16 protein-coding genes are annotated in these 16,633 nt (G+C 62.6%); 9 read left to right on the forward strand and 7 right to left on the reverse strand.

The window, feature by feature from the left end:
• Positions 1-207: 207 nt before the first annotated feature.
• A complete protein-coding gene (locus HU766_RS08045; protein WP_033702555.1) occupies positions 208-609 on the reverse strand; it encodes a GFA family protein in 402 nt (133 codons plus the stop codon).
• Positions 610-876: 267 nt separating this feature from the next.
• On the opposite strand from HU766_RS08045, the gene HU766_RS08050 reads away from it, so the two are divergent.
• The 9 genes from HU766_RS08050 (at position 877) to HU766_RS08090 (ending at position 11,069) form a co-directional block, all read left to right on the forward strand.
• A complete protein-coding gene (locus HU766_RS08050; protein ID WP_186655266.1) occupies positions 877-2,184 on the forward strand; it encodes a CitMHS family transporter in 1,308 nt (435 codons plus the stop codon).
• 72 nt (positions 2,185-2,256) lie between these two features.
• Complete coding sequence (locus HU766_RS08055) at positions 2,257-3,036, forward strand: TerC family protein (RefSeq protein WP_186655270.1); 780 nt, start codon at positions 2,257-2,259, stop codon at positions 3,034-3,036.
• 232 nt (positions 3,037-3,268) lie between these two features.
• Complete coding sequence (locus HU766_RS08060) at positions 3,269-4,927, forward strand: Na/Pi cotransporter family protein (protein ID WP_186655272.1); 1,659 nt, start codon at positions 3,269-3,271, stop codon at positions 4,925-4,927.
• Between the two features lie 30 nt (positions 4,928-4,957).
• Positions 4,958-6,364 carry a pitrilysin family protein gene (locus HU766_RS08065; protein WP_186655275.1) on the forward strand — a complete coding sequence of 469 codons (1,407 nt, stop codon included), beginning with the start codon at positions 4,958-4,960 and terminating at the stop codon, positions 6,362-6,364.
• 93 nt (positions 6,365-6,457) lie between these two features.
• Positions 6,458-7,480, forward strand: a complete 1,023-nt coding sequence (locus tag HU766_RS08070) for a DUF5924 family protein (RefSeq protein WP_186655278.1) — start codon at positions 6,458-6,460, stop codon at positions 7,478-7,480.
• Positions 7,481-7,567: 87 nt separating this feature from the next.
• Positions 7,568-8,701 carry an MlaE family lipid ABC transporter permease subunit gene (locus HU766_RS08075; RefSeq protein ID WP_186655280.1) on the forward strand — a complete coding sequence of 378 codons (1,134 nt, stop codon included), beginning with the start codon at positions 7,568-7,570 and terminating at the stop codon, positions 8,699-8,701.
• Positions 8,698-9,489 carry an ATP-binding cassette domain-containing protein gene (locus HU766_RS08080; protein ID WP_186655291.1) on the forward strand — a complete coding sequence of 264 codons (792 nt, stop codon included), beginning with the start codon at positions 8,698-8,700 and terminating at the stop codon, positions 9,487-9,489. Before HU766_RS08075 ends, HU766_RS08080 begins: the two co-directional genes overlap by 4 nt.
• 3 nt (positions 9,490-9,492) lie before the next feature.
• Positions 9,493-10,431, forward strand: coding sequence for an MlaD family protein (locus tag HU766_RS08085; RefSeq protein WP_033702547.1), 939 nt, complete (start codon positions 9,493-9,495; stop codon positions 10,429-10,431).
• Complete coding sequence (locus HU766_RS08090) at positions 10,428-11,069, forward strand: ABC-type transport auxiliary lipoprotein family protein (RefSeq protein ID WP_095065507.1); 642 nt, start codon at positions 10,428-10,430, stop codon at positions 11,067-11,069. The genes HU766_RS08085 and HU766_RS08090 overlap by 4 nt, the downstream gene beginning before the upstream one ends.
• Here the strand turns inward: HU766_RS08090 and HU766_RS08095 are convergent.
• The 6 genes from HU766_RS08095 to HU766_RS08120 all read right to left on the reverse strand — a co-directional run bounded on the left by HU766_RS08095 (position 11,051) and on the right by HU766_RS08120 (position 16,508).
• Complete coding sequence (locus HU766_RS08095; protein WP_033702545.1) at positions 11,051-12,280, reverse strand: spore maturation protein; 1,230 nt, start codon at positions 12,278-12,280, stop codon at positions 11,051-11,053. The genes HU766_RS08090 and HU766_RS08095 overlap by 19 nt on opposite strands.
• A gap of 156 nt (positions 12,281-12,436) precedes the next feature.
• Positions 12,437-13,765, reverse strand: coding sequence for a glutamate/aspartate:proton symporter GltP (gene gltP, locus HU766_RS08100; protein ID WP_186655293.1), 1,329 nt, complete (start codon positions 13,763-13,765; stop codon positions 12,437-12,439).
• A gap of 767 nt (positions 13,766-14,532) precedes the next feature.
• On the reverse strand, positions 14,533-15,003 hold the full coding sequence (locus HU766_RS08105; RefSeq protein WP_186655295.1) for an inhibitor of vertebrate lysozyme family protein: 471 nt from the start codon (positions 15,001-15,003) through the stop codon (positions 14,533-14,535).
• 2 nt (positions 15,004-15,005) lie between these two features.
• The gene (locus HU766_RS08110; RefSeq protein ID WP_003252966.1) at positions 15,006-15,167 is read right to left on the reverse strand and encodes a DUF1328 domain-containing protein; all 162 of its coding nucleotides are present in this window, start codon (positions 15,165-15,167) and stop codon (positions 15,006-15,008) included.
• A gap of 54 nt (positions 15,168-15,221) precedes the next feature.
• Positions 15,222-15,512, reverse strand: a complete 291-nt coding sequence (locus tag HU766_RS08115) for a hypothetical protein (protein ID WP_033702541.1) — start codon at positions 15,510-15,512, stop codon at positions 15,222-15,224.
• Positions 15,513-15,686: 174 nt separating this feature from the next.
• Positions 15,687-16,508 (reverse strand): BON domain-containing protein, encoded by an 822-nt coding sequence (locus tag HU766_RS08120; RefSeq protein WP_186655298.1) that lies wholly within the window; start codon positions 16,506-16,508, stop codon positions 15,687-15,689.
• Between the last annotated feature and the right edge of the window lie 125 nt (positions 16,509-16,633).

The raw sequence follows: 16,633 nt of genomic DNA on the forward strand, positions 1-16,633 counted from the left end.
TGTTGGCCAGAAGCGAAAAGCTTCCTCGAATAGGCCTGATACATAGATGCAACCGGGTTCCAATGCTCAAAAGCAGCTAGACAATGTGGGCGAGTCCATACATAGGAGCGGCCTTGCCGGGGGCGCCGGACCGGTCGGAACACAAAAAAACTGACAGTCCCAAATCCCGGGGCCGCTGCGCAGCCCTTTCGCGACGCAAGGCCGCTCCTACAAGCTTTCCTCAGCCTCGCCCGGCAAGTCCTCGTCCAGGTGCAACCAGGGCAGCCGGCTACCAATCCAGATATGCCGGTTGGCCCGCACCCGTTCCGGGTGGTCCAGCGTCGCCACCGTCACATCAATGCTGTGCGGGCTGTGCGCAGTAACCAGCGCCACATGCGCCCCGCAATGCCCACAGAAGTACCGGCTGCAACTGGCCGGTGCCACGTAGCAGTTCGGCTCGCCCGCCAACCATTGAAAACCCGAGCGGGGCAGAGTCAGCCAGGTCACCACCAAACCACCACTGACCCGCCGACAAATCGTGCAATGGCAGTGGGCAACATCCGTCAGCGCGCCCTCCAACCGATAACGCAAGGCGCCACAATGGCAGCCACCCTCGGTCACATCCTGCATCACCTACCTCCTGTCGCCTTTGTCTCAGCGAAAGCTGGCTGAAAGCTTGCCCTCATAGGATAGCGCCCACTACCGGCACAAGACCGGTCAGCCAGGGCATCCGGAAATTTCCGCGCCCGGCCCAATCAACAACAACAATGGTGATTCTGATGTATTCCTGTGCCCGCCTTCTCGTAGTGCCCCTTCGCAAGCTCCCTGCGCAGCGCCCGACGCGCTGATCCGCCCGAATCGACTGTCCTTTCGCCGCGCCACGCCTGGAGTATTGCCATGCTGACCTTCCTCGGCTTTGCCATGGTCATCACCTTCATGTACCTGATCATGACCAAGCGCCTGTCGGCCTTGATCGCGCTGATCCTGGTACCGATCCTGTTCGCCCTGTTCGGTGGTTTTTCCGCCAAGATCGGCCCGATGATGCTCGACGGCATCAGCAAGCTCGCGCCCACCGGCGTGATGTTGATGTTCGCCATTCTCTATTTCGCCCTGATGATCGACTCTGGCCTGTTCGACCCGGCCGTGCGCAAGATCCTCAAGCTGGTCAAAGGTGACCCGCTGAAAGTCTCGGTGGGCACCGCCGTGCTGGCCCTGGTGGTCTCGCTCGACGGTGACGGCGCCACCACCTACATGATCTGCTGCGCCGCCATGTTGCCGATGTACAGCCGCTTGGGCATGAGCCCGCGGATCATGGCCGGGCTGATCATTCTCGCCGGCGGCGTGATGAACATGACCCCGTGGGGTGGCCCGACCGCCCGCGCCGCCAGCGCCCTGCACGTGGACCCATCGGACATTTTCGTGCCGATGATCCCGGCGATGCTGTTCGGCGTGCTGGCGATCCTGGCCATTGCCTATATGTACGGCAAACGCGAGCGTGCTCGTCTGGGTGAACTGCACCTGCCGACCGACGACATCGACCACAGCGAAATCACCGTTTCGCAGTACCCGGATGCGCGTCGCCCCAAGCTCCTGTACTTCAACGGCGCCCTGACCGCAGCCCTGATGGTTGCCCTGATCGCAGGCGTACTGCCACTGCCGGTACTGTTCATGATCGCCTTCAGCATCGCCATGATCGTCAACTACCCCTGCCTGCAACAGCAGAAAGATCGCATTGCCGCCCATGCCGGCAGCGTGCTGGCCGTCACCGGGCTGATCTTCGCCGCAGGTATCTTCACCGGCATCCTGTCGGGCACCGGCATGGTCGATGCCATGTCCAAGAGCCTGCTGGCGGTCATCCCCGATGCAATGGGCCCGTACCTGGCGGTGATCACCGCGATCGTGAGCATGCCGTTCACCTTCTTCATGTCCAACGACGCCTTCTACTACGGCGTGTTGCCGGTGCTTGCCGAAGCGGCCAGCCACTATGGCATCAGCCCGGTCGAGATGGCCCGTGCGTCGATCGTCGGCCAGCCGGTACACCTGCTCAGCCCCCTGGTACCCTCCACCTACCTGCTGGTGGCCCTGGCCGGCATCGAATTCGGCGACCACCAGCGCTTCACCTTGAAGTGGGCAGTTCTGGTGTGCCTGTGCATAATGCTCGCCGCATTGCTGATGGGCATTTTCCCGCTGTTCAGTAGTCTTTAATAAACACGTATTACCCTACCGCGACGCGCCCCTTGTCCGGGCGCGTCGCCTTTATCGCTCGAAGGAATACACATGGAATGGCTGACCAGCCCGGAAATCTGGGTTGCCTTTTTCACCCTCACCGCGCTTGAGATCGTGCTCGGGATCGACAACATCATCATGATTTCGATCCTGGTCAGCCGCATGCCCAAGCACATGCAGCCACGTACCCGGATCTTCGGCCTGGCCCTGGCCATGGTCACGCGCATCCTCTTGCTGCTGTCGATCACCTGGGTCATGCGCCTGACTGCCGACCTGTTCGAGGTCTTCGGCCATGGCATCTCCGGGCGCGACCTGATCCTGTTCTTCGGTGGCCTGTTCCTGCTGTGGAAGAGCTCGCAGGAGATCTACCACGGCCTGGAAGGTGAAGACGAAAGCAGCGACGAGCCCAAAGGCGCGGGCGGCAAGTTCTTCTACACCATCATCCAGATCGCCATCATCGACATCGTGTTCTCGCTGGACTCGGTGATCACCGCAGTGGGCATGGTGTCCCATGTGCCGGTGATGATCGCCGCCATCGTCGTCGCCGTGCTGGTGATGATGCTGTGCGCCGGTGCCATCAGCAACTTCATCGACAAGCACCCTTCGCTGAAGATGCTCGCGCTGTCGTTCCTGATCGTGGTCGGTACGGTACTGATCGCCGAATCGTTCGACGTGCATGTGCCAAAAGGCTACGTCTACTTCGCCATGGCGTTCTCGCTGGCGGTGGAAGCGATCAACATCCGTATGCGCACTGCCTCATCACGCAAGGATGGCAAGGATGGCAAAGAGCATGATCCGGTGAAACTGCGCAAGGACATTCCGGGTCAATAAACCCAGGAAGCGTGTTGCAGAAAAGGGCCCTTCGGGGCCCTTTTTCGTTGATGCGGCCACAGAAATACAGGGCAATCATTCATGCGCGGTGTGTTTCAAATGAGTGACAGCCATGCGAAGCTGGCAACAGCTGCACAAAACAACTAAAGCTTTGAGTGGGCACTGAAATTTCTCAAGCGCCCACGCTCCACTTCTTGGCCCGCATGGGCCATCGGCAACAGGGGGCTTCGCCATGCTGACCCTGCTCAACCTGCTCTCGGCCGTGACGCTATTGGTCTGGGGTACACATATCGTGCGTACTGGCATCCTGCGGGTATTCGGGTCCGACCTGCGCCGCATCATCAGCCAGAACATGAACAAGCGCCCCCTGGCGTTCATCGCCGGGATCCTCGTCACCGCCATGGTGCAGAGCAGCAACGCCACCGCCATGCTGGTCACATCCTTCGTCGGCCAGGGCCTGATGGCCATGACGCCAGCCCTGGCGATCATGCTCGGCGCCGATGTCGGCACCGCGCTCATGGCCAGGGTGCTGACCTTCGACCTGTCGTGGCTCTCACCGCTGCTGATTTTTCTAGGGGTGATCTTCTTCCTTTCCCGCAAGCAGACCCGGGTCGGCCAATTGGGCCGGGTAGGGATCGGGCTTGGCTTGATCATCCTGGCCCTGGAGCTGATCGTGCAGGCCGCTGCACCCATCACCCATGCCCAGGGGGTGAAAGTGCTGTTCGCCTCGCTGACCGGCGACATCTTGCTCGATGCCCTGGTCGGCGCGCTGTTTGCCATGATTTCCTATTCCAGCCTGGCGGCCGTGCTGCTCACCGCGACGCTGGCCGGCGCCGACCTGATCAGCCTGCCGGTGGCCATCGGCCTGGTGGTCGGTGCCAACATCGGTAGCGGCTTGCTGGCGTTCATCAGCACCAGCATGCAGAACGCCGCCGGGCGGCGTGTGGCACTGGGCAGCTTGCTGTACAAGCTGATCGGCCTGGTGCTGATCATTCCGGTGCTGCACCCACTGGTGACGTGGATGGACACACTGAGCTTCAGCCCTCAGGAGCTAGTGATCGGCTTCCACCTGCTCTACAACACCTTGCGCTGCCTGATCATGCTGCCCACCGTCAAACCTATGGGCCGGTTGTGCAACAGCTTGCTGCCCGAACGCGAAAACGGCAACGGCCAAGTGCGCCCGCGCCACCTCGATGCCTCGGCGCTCGACACCCCCAGCCTGGCACTGGCCAATGCCGCCCGCGAGACCCTGCGCCTGGGCGATATTGTCGACAACCTGCTCGAAGCCATGCTCGGCGCCCTGCGCGGCACCCAGACAGCCCTGCCACAGCAGGTGCGCGCCTTGGCCGAGGACGCCGAGGCCTTGTACAGCGCCATCAAACTGTACCTGGCGCAAATGACGCGGGAGGACCTCAGCGAGCGCGACAACCGGCGCTGGGCCGAAATCATCGAACTGGCGATCAACCTCAAGCTGGCCTGCGACCTGGTCGAGCGCATGCTGCGCAAGGTCCAGCAGCAGAAAACCAGCCAACGCCGGGCGTTTTCCCAGGTCGGCCTGGAGGAACTGACCGGCCTGCAAGAACAGCTGTTGTCGAACCTGCGCCTCGGCCTGTCGGTGTTTCTCAGCGCAGACCCCGAGAGCGCACAGCTGCTGCTGCGTGAAAAACGCCGTTTCCGTGCGCAGGAAAGGCGCCTTGCCCACGCGCATGTCAGCCGCCTGCAACGCAAGGTGGTGCAAAGTATCGAGACCAGTTCGCTACACTTGGAGCTGATTGCCGACATGAAGCGGTTGAACTCTTTGTTCTGCAGCAGTGCCTATGTGGTACTAGGCGGTTCGGACACCGGCGGGCTGATGCTCGACACTGTGCCGGACGAAGCCCGCTTGCCGTGATTTCGCCTACCAGGAGAGCCAAGCTCGCCCATGCGTTGCCTGATGTTCGTTTGCCTGCTGTTCTGCAGCCTGCCCACCCTGGCCCTCGACCGCTCGCGGGTAGAGGGGTACCTGTTGCCCAACGGTCTGCAGGTCATCCTCAAGGACGGCTATGAACGCGACCACGTGGCCATCCGCCTGGTGGTCGGGGTTGGCCTGGATGACTTAGACTGTGAGCAGAAGGAGCTGCCACACCTGCTCGAGCACCTGCTGTTCAGCGGTATCGACGAAACCGGCGAGGGCGGACTGGAAGAGCGCCTGCAAGCCTTGGGTGGCGAGTGGAACGCCTATACCAGCAGCGCCGACACCACGTTCGTGATCGAGGCACCTGCGCGTAACCAGCGTAAAGTGCTCGACCTGCTGCTGGCGGTGATCCGCGACACCCCTATCGACGCCAAGGCCCTGGCCACGGCGAAAAGGATCATCGAGCGCGAGGACGGCGGCCACTATGGTCACCTGCAACGCTGGTTGGACCGCCAGGACATCGGCCACCCTGCCAGTGACCAACTGGCGACCGAACTGGGCCTCAAGTGTGCCGAGCGCTCGAACATCGACGACATGACCCTGGAGCAGGTGCAGGCCTTGCGCGACCGCTGGTACGCGGCCAACAACATGACCCTGATCATGGTCGGCGGCCTCGACCGCCTGCTGCCGGCGTACCTGGAGCGCACCTTTGGCGAGCTGCCTGCCACCGAGCCGGAAGAGCGCCGCAACCTCGAAAGCATCAGCCAGCAGGCCGAGCAACGCCGCGACCTGACTCGCGGCTGGCTGGGCGAAAGCGTCAAGCTGCACTGGCTGTTCATCGAGCCGGTGCTGGACAACGACCATCAGCCGACCCTCGACCTGCTGTCACGCTACCTGGATTGGGCGCTATACGACCAGCTGCGCCTGCGCAATGGCTTGTCCTACGGGCCGTCGGTACAGCGCGAGAGCTTCGGTGACAGCGGCATGCTCAGCCTCAACGCCGACCTGGAACGCGACGACGTCGACCAGGCGGTCAAGGTGATGCAGGGGTTGTTCGACCACCTGCGCAAGGAAGGCCTCGACCCGGATACCTTCGCCCGCATCAAGGGCGCCAGCATGGCCCGGGAAAGCTGGAGCACCCAGGGCAACAGCGCCTTGGCCGACTACTACTGGGGGGCGTTGAACGACTACAACGACGGGCGCTTTGCCAACCCGGTGCGAAAGTTGCGGCAGGTCAGCCTGGCGCAGGCCAACGAAGCGTTGCAGGCACTGCTCAAGGACCAGGGCTACCTGCGCATCGAGAAGCCCCTGCTGGGTTATGACGAGCTGTACGGGTTGCTCGCCTTGCTGCTGGGGCTGATCCTGGCGGCCGGGTTGCTGCGTTGGCGCCGGCATACCCCGCAACCACCGAGCGGTGCTACACGCAAAGCGTGATTCGGCGGTATCCTTTAGCCAGTACCGGCCTCTTCACGGGGTTGCCCGAAAAGAGGCCGGCACAGCCACCCTATCTCTCCCTGTTGTAGACCCATGCCCCCAATTCCCCGCATCGTCCAGCGCGTCATCGAACTGCTTAAACGCTACCCCGGCATCATCGCGCTCGGAGGCTTCCTCTCCGGCATCGGCAGCTTCATCCTGGTCGACCGCCAGGCCGGCCTGGCCAGCTGGGTGGCGATCCTGATGCTGGTCAGCTGGGTCTGGCTGATGCTGGAAAACACCCTCACCGGCCTGTTCGCCCGCACCTTCAACCGTGAGATCCCGCAACCGTTGCTGCGCTACGCGACGCAGATGATCCACCAGGAAACACTGTTCTTCGTCCTGCCGTTCTTCTTCATCACCACCACCTGGAACAGCGGCCAACTGGTATTCACCGGCCTGCTCGCCGCCGCCGGGCTGATCTCGATCGTCGACCCGCTGTACTACAAGTGGTTGGCGCCGCGGCGCTGGCTGTTCCTCGCGCTGCACACGCTGACCTTATTCGCGGCGCTGCTCACCGCGCTGCCGATCATTCTTCACCTGACCACCGCACAAAGCTTCAAGCTGGCGTTGATCATTGCCATGGCCCTGTCGTTCCCGAGCCTGGCCAGCAGCTTCCCGGTCAATACCTGGCGGCGCGGCGTGGCGCTGGTTCTGGTGACCCTGTCGGTGGGCGGCGGGGGGTGGTTGCTGCGCTCGTGGGTACCACCGGCGACGTTGTGGATGACCGAAGTGGCCGTCAGCACCGAAGTGCTCAATCGCCAGCCCGGCGAGTCACTGGACGAGATCGCCGCCAGCCGCATCAAGACCAGCGGGCTGTATGCGTACACCTCGGTCAACGCCCCCCGGGGCCTGAACGAGCGCATTTACCACGTGTGGCAAAAAGACGGCAAGGAAGTAGACCGGATTGCGCTGGATATTCATGGCGGGCGCAAGGAAGGCTACCGGGCCTGGACCCACAAGCAGAACTTCCCGCCTAACCCGGTCGGTAAATGGCAGGTGAGGGTGCTGACCGAGGACGGCCAGGTGATCGGGGTGCTGCGGTTCAAAGTGGTCGACGATGCGCCGAGCCCATAGCTTCCTGGTTTGAGCACAGAATCAATAAACCGCCCCATGCCCTCTGCGCTATGATCAGCCCCTAAGCCTTAGCGCCGAGTCAGTTGCATGGAGCCTATGACACCCCCCAGCGCCACCTTGGACACCAGCCACCAACCGCCCTGCCTGCGTATTACCGGTGACTGGACCCTGGCCCACTATGCCAGCCTCAAGCGCGACAGCGAACGCCTGCGCACGCAATGCAGCAACGACGCCGTTGCCGACCTCAGCCAACTGGGCCGCCTCGACACCGCCGGCGCCTCGCTGCTGGCCGAACTGCTCGGTGCCGAACGCCTGTCGCACTGCACCGATGGCCTGCCCGACGCCAGCCGTGCCCTGCTCAAGACCGTGTACTGCTCGGTGCAGGACTACTGCATTCCGGTCAAGGAGGCCGAACGCCCGGTGCTGCTGTTGCTGCTCGAACGTATCGGCCGTGCCGTCAGCACCCTCTGGCAAGACACCCGGCAGTTGCTCGGCTTCGTCGGCCTGATTCTCGAAACCTTGCTGCGCCGGGCCTTCCAGCCCCACCGCTGGCGGCTTACGCCGGTCGTGGCGCACATCGAACAGACCGGCCTGGATGCTGCCCCCATCGTCGCCTTGCTGACCTTTCTGGTGGGCGCGGTGGTGGCGTTTCTGGGCGCAACGGTGCTGGCCGCATTCGGCGCGACCCTCTTCACCGTCGACCTGGTGGCGTTCTCGTTCTTGCGTGAGTTTGCCGTGCTGTTGACCGCCATCCTCATGGCCGGCCGCACGGCCAGTGCCTTCACCGCGCAGATCGGCTCGATGAAGGCCAACGAAGAAATCGACGCCATCCGCACCCTGGGCCTCAACCCCATGGAGCTGCTGGTGGTGCCACGGGTATTGGCGCTATTGATTTCGTTGCCGCTGCTGACCTTCCTCGCGATGATCTGCGGCATCGTCGGCGGCGCGGTGGTGTGTGCCCTGTCGCTGGATATCTCACCCGCCATGTTCCTGTCGCTGCTGCAGACCGACATCGGTGTGCAGCACTTCCTCGTCGGCCTGGCCAAAGCACCGTTTTTTGCCTTCCTGATCGCCGCCATCGGCTGCCTGGAAGGCTTCAAGGTCAGCGGCAGCGCGGAGTCCGTGGGCGCCCACACCACCTCGGCAGTGGTGCAGTCGATTTTCGTGGTCATCGTGCTGGATGCGGTGGCGGCACTGTTCTTCATGGAGATGGGCTGGTGAGCGGCCGGGAAACCGTGATCGAGGCACGGGGCATCTGTAACCGCTTCGGCAGCCAGAGCGTGCATGAAAACCTCGACCTGAACCTGTACCGGGGCGAGATCCTTGCCGTGGTCGGTGGCTCGGGTAGCGGCAAATCGGTGCTGTTGCGCAGCATCATCGGCCTGCGACGGCCTAACGAGGGGCAGATCAAGGTATTTGGCCAGGACCTGGCCGAGTTGCGTGAAGAACAGCGTTCGTTGGTCGAGCGACGCTTCGGCGTGCTGTTCCAGAAGGGCGCGCTGTTCTCGTCGCTGACCATCACCGAAAACGTCGCCTTGCCGCTGATCGAACACGCCGGCTTGTCCCGCGCCGACGCCGAGCACCTGGCCGGGGTCAAGCTGGCCCTGGCCGGCCTGCCCATCTCGGCTGCCGACAAATACCCCGCCTCGCTGTCCGGCGGCATGATCAAGCGCGCAGCGCTGGCACGTGCCCTGGCACTGGACCCGGACATCCTGTTCCTCGACGAGCCCACCGCAGGCCTCGACCCGATCGGCGCCGCCGCGTTCGACCAGTTGATCCTGACCCTGCGCGACGCACTCGGCCTGTCGGTGTTTCTCATCACCCACGACCTGGACACCCTCTACACCATCACTGACCGGGTGGCGGTGCTGTCGCAGAAAAAGGTCCTGGTGGCCGGCCCCCTGGCCGAGGTCGAGCAAGCCGACGACGCCTGGATTCAAGAATACTTTCACGGCCCACGCGGGCGCGCAGCCGAACAGGCCGCCGCCCGCCCGGGCCAGGAGCGCTGAACGATGGAAACCCGAGCACATCACGTCCTCATCGGCCTGGTCACCGTCCTGGTGGTGGCCGGTGCCATGCTGTTTGGCCTGTGGCTGACCAAGTCCAGTGTCGACGATGCCTTCAAGGATTACGAAGTGGTGTTCAACGAAGCCGTCTCGGGCCTGTCCCGCGGCAGCCCGGTGCAGTACAACGGCATCAAGGTGGGCGACGTGTCGACCCTGCGCCTGGACCCGAAGGACCCTCGCCGCGTGCTGGCCCGGGTACGGCTGAGCGGCGACACGCCGGTCAAGGAGGATACCCAGGCCAAGCTGACCCTGGCCGGGGTCACCGGCAACGCGTTCATCCAGCTCAGCGGCGGCACGCCGCATAGCCCCGAGCTCAAGGGCAAGGATGGCAAGCTGCCAGTGATCATCGCCTCGCCTTCGCCAATCTCGCGCCTGCTCAACGACAGCAGCGACTTGGTGACCAACATCAACCTGCTGCTGCACAACGCCAACCTGATGTTCTCGGAAGACAACATCGGCCACCTTAGCAGCACCCTGGCCAATCTCGACAAGACCACCGGTGCCTTCGCCGGCCAGCACGGCAGTATTGCCGAGGCCATCACGCAGCTGGTGCAGGTCGGCAAACAGGCCAGCGCCACCCTGGCCGAAACCCAGGCGCTGATGCGCAACGCCAACAGCCTGCTCGGCAGCGAGGGCAAACAGGCCATCGGCAGCGCCGAGCAGGCCATGCAGTCGCTGGCCGAAAGCACGGCGACCATCAATGCGCTGCTCAAGAACAACAGCGAGGCCATCGGTGACGGTGCCCAGGGCCTGAACCAGCTAACCCCCGCCATCCGCGAGCTGCGCGAAACCCTCAACGCACTCAAGGGCATTTCCCGGCAGTTGGAGGCCGACCCGAGCGGCTACCTGCTCGGACGCGACAACAACAAGGAGTTCCAGCCATGAAAGCATCGCTGCGCCTGTTGGCCCTGGCGGCCGCGGTGAGCCTGGCCAGTGCCTGCTCGATCCTGCCGCAAAGCGAACCTGTGGACCTGTATCGCCTGCCGGTGAACCAACCCAGCCGCGTTGCCGCGCCGCTGGACTGGTCGCTGCGGCTTAACAAACCGCTGGCCAGCGAAGTACTGGCCGGCCCACGGATCGCGGTGATCCCACAGGGAGACGTGGTCAGCAGCTACAAGGGCGCACGCTGGAGCGACGCCGCGCCAGTACTGCTACGCAACCGCCTGCTCGATGGCTTCCAGCGTGACGGCCAGGTTCAACGCCTGAGCGCCGATGACAGCAACCTGCAGGCCGACTACGAGCTGGCCGGCGAGCTGCAGGCGTTTCAGAGTGAGTACCGCCCGGACGGGGCAGTGGAGGTGGTGATTCGCTACGATGCGCGTCTGGTCCAAGGGCGCAGTCAGCGTATCCTCGCCAGCAAACGCTTCGAGATCCGCCAACCGCTGGCCGCCAGGGAGGTTTCGGCAGTGGTTGCAGGCTTCGGCGGCGCCAGCGACCAACTGGTCGGGCAGGTAGTCAGCTGGACCGTCGCCCAGGCCACGCAGGCCCAAGCTCAGGTCCAGGCTCAGCCGAAGAACCAGTAGCAGACCAAGATCGCCGCGACCACGCCGGAAAATTCGGCCAGCAGGGCGCAACCGACCGCGTGGCGTACCCGCTGGATGCCCACGGCACCGAAGTACACCGCCAGCACATAGAAGGTGGTCTCGGTACTGCCCTGAACGGTCGCCGCGACCAGTGCCGGGAAGCTGTCCACACCGTGGGTCTGCATGGTCTCGATCAACATGGCCCGCGCCGCACTGCCCGAGAACGGCTTGACCAGCGCGGTGGGCAGGCCTTCGACGAAGCGGGTATCCATGCCCATCCAGTTCACCGCATGGCGAATGCCGTCCAGCGCCAGCTCCAGCGCGCCCGAGGCGCGCAGTACGCCGACTGCCACGAGCATGGCCACTAGGTAGGGCAGCAGGCTCTTGGCCACATCAAAGCCTTCCTTGGCGCCTTCGACAAAGGCTTCGTACACCTTGACCCGCTTCAGCGCACCGATCACCAGGAACAGGATGATCACACCGAACAGCGTGAGGTTGCCCAGGATCGACGACAGGCCCGCCAGCGCAGCGGCCGACAAGGTGCCGAGAAAGGCCATGAAGCAGCCCAACAGCAACGCACCGGGGATCAGGTAGGCCAGCACCACCGGGTCCCACAGGCGCAGGCGCTGCATCACCGCCACCGACAGCAGGCCCACCAGGGTCGACACGCTGGTAGCCAGCAGGATCGGCAAAAATACCAGCGTCGGGTCGGTCGCGCCTTGCTGCGCGCGGTACATGAAGATGGTCACCGGCAACAGGGTCAGCGACGACGCATTGAGTACCAGGAACAGGATCTGTGCGTTGCTTGCGGTGCTGCTGCTGGGGTTCAGCTCCTGCAGCGCGCGCATGGCCTTAAGGCCAATCGGCGTGGCCGCGTTGTCCAGCCCCAGGCCATTGGCCGCGAAGTTCATGGTGATCAGGCCCAGGGCCGGGTGCCCCGGCGGCACCTCGGGCATCAGCCTGGCGAACAGCGGGCCGAGGACCTTGGCCAGCCACTCGACGATACCGGCCTTCTCGGCGATTTTCAGAAAGCCCAGCCACAGGGTCAGGGTACCGAACAACAGGACCATCACCTCCACCGACAGCTTGGCCATGGCGAAGATGCTCTCGACCATGGCGGCGAAGATGCCGGCGTTGCCGCCGATCAGCCACTGGGCCAGGGCGGAGACGGCCGCCACCAGGAAAAAGCCGAGCCAAAGGCCGTTGAGCATCCGATTGTTCCCCCTGAAAAGTGCCCGAATGATAACGGAGATTGCAGGCGCCCACGCAAGACGCAGTCCCTAGAAAGGGGCGCAACGCGCCCCCCACAATCCGCCACACAACAAAAAGCCCCGACAAGTCGGGGCTTTTTGTTCAACGCATCAGCTTCAGCGCTTGGCGGCTTCGCCAACCACCACAGCTCCCTGCTTGTCGGCCATCAGCGAAGCATAGTACTGCTCGCCCTTGGCAGCGTCGTACATGCCTTCCCAGCGTGCGATGACCAGCGCGGCCAGGGCGTTGCCGACCACGTTCAGCGCAGTACGGGCCATGTCCATGATGCGGTCGACACCGGCGATGAAGGCCAGGCCTTCCAGCGGGATGCCCACGCTGCCCAGGGTCGCCAGCAACACCACGAACGACACGCCCGGTACGCCGGCAATACCCTTGGAGGTGACCATCAGGGTCAGCACCAGCAGCAGCTGCTGGCTCCACGACAGGTCGATGCCGTACAGCTGGGCGATGAAGATTGCCGCGATGCTCTGGTACAGGGTCGAACCGTCGAGGTTGAACGAATAGCCGGTCGGCACCACGAACGAGCAGATCGACTTCGGCGCGCCGTACTTCTCCATCTTCTCGATCACCCGCGGCAGCACGGTTTCGGAGCTGGAGGTGGAGTAGGCCAGGATCAGCTCATCTTTCATGATGCGCATGATCTTGATCACCGAGAAGCCAAACACGCGTGCCACCAGGCCCAGCACCATGAAGGCGAAGAAGGCGATGGCGAAGTACACCAGCAGCACCAGCTTGGCCAGCGGCAGCAGCGAGCTGAAGCCGAAGTTGGCGACGGTGACGGCGATCAGGGCGAACACGCCGATCGGGGCGTAGTTCATGATCATGTGGGTGACCTTGAACATGGTCTCCGACACGGCCTGGAAGGTACGCACCAGCGGGTCGCGCAGCTCTGCCTGAAGGCTCGATAGGCCCAGGCCGAACATCACCGAGAAGAAGATGATCGGCAGCATTTCGCCACGCATCAGCGCCGCGAAGATGTTCGACGGGATCAGGTTGAGCAGGGTTTCGATGAATGCATGCTCATGCTGCACTTCGGCCGCAGTGGCCTGGTACTTGGAGATGTCCACGGTACCCAGGGTGCTCATGTCGATGCCGGCACCCGGGTGGAACAGGTTGGCCAACACCAGGCCGACGACGATGGCGATGGTGGTCACCACCTCGAAGTAGATGATGGTCTTGAGGCCGATGCTGCCCAGTTTCTTCGCGTCGCCAACTCCGGCGATGCCCACGATCAGCGACGAGATCACGATCGGGACGACGATCATCTTGATCAGGCGAATGAAGATGTCACCAGCGGGCTGGAGGACGTTGCTGATCCACCATGCCTTTTCTGCACTGAAATGATTCAGTAGCGCGCCGATTGCAACGCCCAGGACCAGACCGATCACGATCTGCCAGGCGAGGCTCAGTTTTGCCTTCTTCATGTCTTTACCCTTTGTTCTAGTGGTCATGGGCGCCGGACGAAAACGCGCGTAACAGAGCCGTTGGCAACGTCACGGTGAGCGAAAAGCTTCCGTCCGGTGGCCTCATGTAAGGACACCGCGAGCGAGCGACTGGGCGCTCGGGCCAGCGAAAAGGCGGCAACTATTGCGATGGGGAAGGGGGAAATCTAATGCCTGAAACGTATACCCCATGCCGAAACTGCATAATGATTTACGCTAAAAATGGCATGTCGCAAGTGCTTGATTTATAACGTTCGGAATCCCGAACAAGACCAAAGCGCCATTTTTAGGCAGATTTGGCAGCGTCTTCGGAGGGGGCTAGATGGCTTGTTCGACAATCCGAATGGCCGAAATGCCACTTGCGAGGGGACCCTGGCGGGCGAAAAAAAGTTGATGTACGGTCGAGACAAAATGTGTCTTTGAGGGAAAAACACGCAAGAAGGGTAATTTGCCTGATTGCCTTGACGGTTCCTCGTTGGCTCCTCGGAAGTCAGGTCGGCACAGGGTATCCCTGATGACACCACCGACCTGAGGCTTCCGATTCCGCCTTTCCTGACCCGGCCCATTGCTGGAGGCACTCCCTGTACCCCTAGGCCACTCCGACCCTGCAACAGTCAGAACAGCCCGGCCCCTTGGTCATGTGCTGCCCCTCCTCGGGGCGGCGCATCATAGAAGGCTGAAATATAAAAAGGTTCAGCTTCTGTTACGTGACAGTGCATAACCGTTCATCGGTAACGGCTTATAAAAGCTCAGTACCACTTCGGGTCACGCTTGAGTTGCTCGCGCAACATCGCCTGCATGCCATCATCCGGTTCGCCAATAAAGCGGTATTGCGCATGACGGGTAGGCGACTTGTCGCTCGGCAAGGCTTCGGGCACCTCTACGAGCATCCCGTAGGCTTGGTCCTTGTCCCAGCTAAACGCCACGATCAGACGCTTGTAGGTGCAGTTTTGCGCCGTTTCACACAAGGGCCCGACCAGATACTGGTCGCCGTCCTCGGTGACTGCCGACATCTGCTCCTGGGCACTGCCGGTGAGGTTGACTACCCAATCGGGCAAGCGCTCCTCGCCCTTGATCGTGTCCTGCCAGGTTTCCTGGTATTCAGGGTCCGAGCCGAGCAACTGATCGACCCGGACCTGGCCGTCATTGGCCGCCATCGCCGCTGCACTGCCGCCCAGCAAGCAGGCGGCAGCCAGGGCTGTGCAAAGCTTCCTGCGCATCTTCAACCTCGACCACGTCCAAAGAAGAAGGAGGCTACGAACAGGACCAGGAAGACGATGAACAGGATCTTCGCGATACCCGTGGCCGCGCCAGCGATACCACCGAAGCCCAGTACGGCGGCGACAATGGCGATGATGAGGAAAGTGATAGCCCAACTCAGCATGGTGGTTCTCCTTTCTTTTTTGAAATCAATCCGGCTTTGGGGTACAGCACAGGCTCAGAACACCCAGCGATCCTGTGGTACGACGTTTTCCAAGGTGGCCGGTGAAGCGGTGGCATTGCTCGATGGCAGCGGGTCGGCCGCCTTCACGAGGCTGGTGGCACGGGTTGCCTGAATCTGCGTCAGAAGTGCGGTCTGTGCCGCCACTTGCTCCGCCAGACGCGCGGTCTGCCAGCTGTAGTAGAAGAGGCCAGCGGCCAAGGTCAGCAGCAGCGCCATCCCCAGTAACAGGAACTGGCGCAAAGGCAGTGCGACGTTCTGCGAGCGGTTGACGGATTGGCGGTTCATGCCGGCTCCTCCTGCTGTAATTGTTGTTCAAACCTGAACAGGTAATTGCAGCCTGCATGCCAGCCTTTGTATCAATAAAAAATCCTTTTAAATCAAACACTTAAACCAATCACACATTGCACCGAAGGACGTATCCTGCACGATGGCCCCTGGGGCGTCGTGCGAATTGCACGATCAGCCCTCGACCTTGGTCGCCACCTTGAGCAGATCGGCGTCCACACCGCGCACGCCAATGATCTGCCGGGCAATCTCGACAGCAATGGTTTTCTGCTCGCTGCTGACCACTTCGCCCGACAGCCGCACCAGGCCCTCCTCACTGGCGACCTTGAGGTTCAGGCCATCGAGGTTGCGGCTGAAACGGAAGCTGTTCTGGATCTTGTCGACGATCCAGCTGTCGCTAGGTTGCGGCCCGGTCGGCGCGCCTACCGGGTTGTCGCGTGCCTTGGCCATGGCGGCGGTGTCCAGGCTGACCAGGTTGTTGACCAGGTGCACACCGTCGGTGGTGCGCGCCACTACGCCGGCCAACTCCTTGGCCTCTGCGCTGTCGACCCTGCCGCGCAGCGTCACTACGCCTTCGCTGCTTTGCACTTCTATAGGCGCCTTCTCGGTGGTGCGGCTCCACAGCAGCCGTGCACGTATCACCGCCGCCAACGTTGCGTCCTCCAGCCGCTGGGCATAGGCCCGCAGCTCGAGCGGGCGTTCCACCAGCTGAGCATTGACCTGCAACTGGTTGTCGACCTGTTCGATGCCGCGGGTGGCCAAGGCGACATGCTCGGCCAACTGGCGCTCGACAGCGTTTTCGACCTCACCCGATAGCCGCGCCTGCTTGCCATCCACCACCACCTCGATACGAAAGGGGTTGAGCATGCGGTTGAGCGACAGGGCGGTTTGCAGTGAGCCCTCCTGGCGGGCGTCCTGCACAGGGTCAGCGAATGCCGGGGTCAAGACCGGCAGCAAAGTGGCCGCCAACACGGCCAGTCGTGGGAAAAAGGGCATGGCTATGCCTCCTTTGTTGGCAAAAACAGAAAATAGTCGCAACCAATGTGCCATCGCGCACCTCTAAGCAAATCATCGAGATATCGCGGCTCAAGGGCATTGTTTGGCCATTGGCTAGCATGCAA

Origin of the sequence: Pseudomonas sp. SWRI77 (genome assembly GCF_014269105.1) — a bacterium.
Lineage (GTDB): Bacteria > Pseudomonadota > Gammaproteobacteria > Pseudomonadales > Pseudomonadaceae > Aquipseudomonas > Aquipseudomonas capeferrum.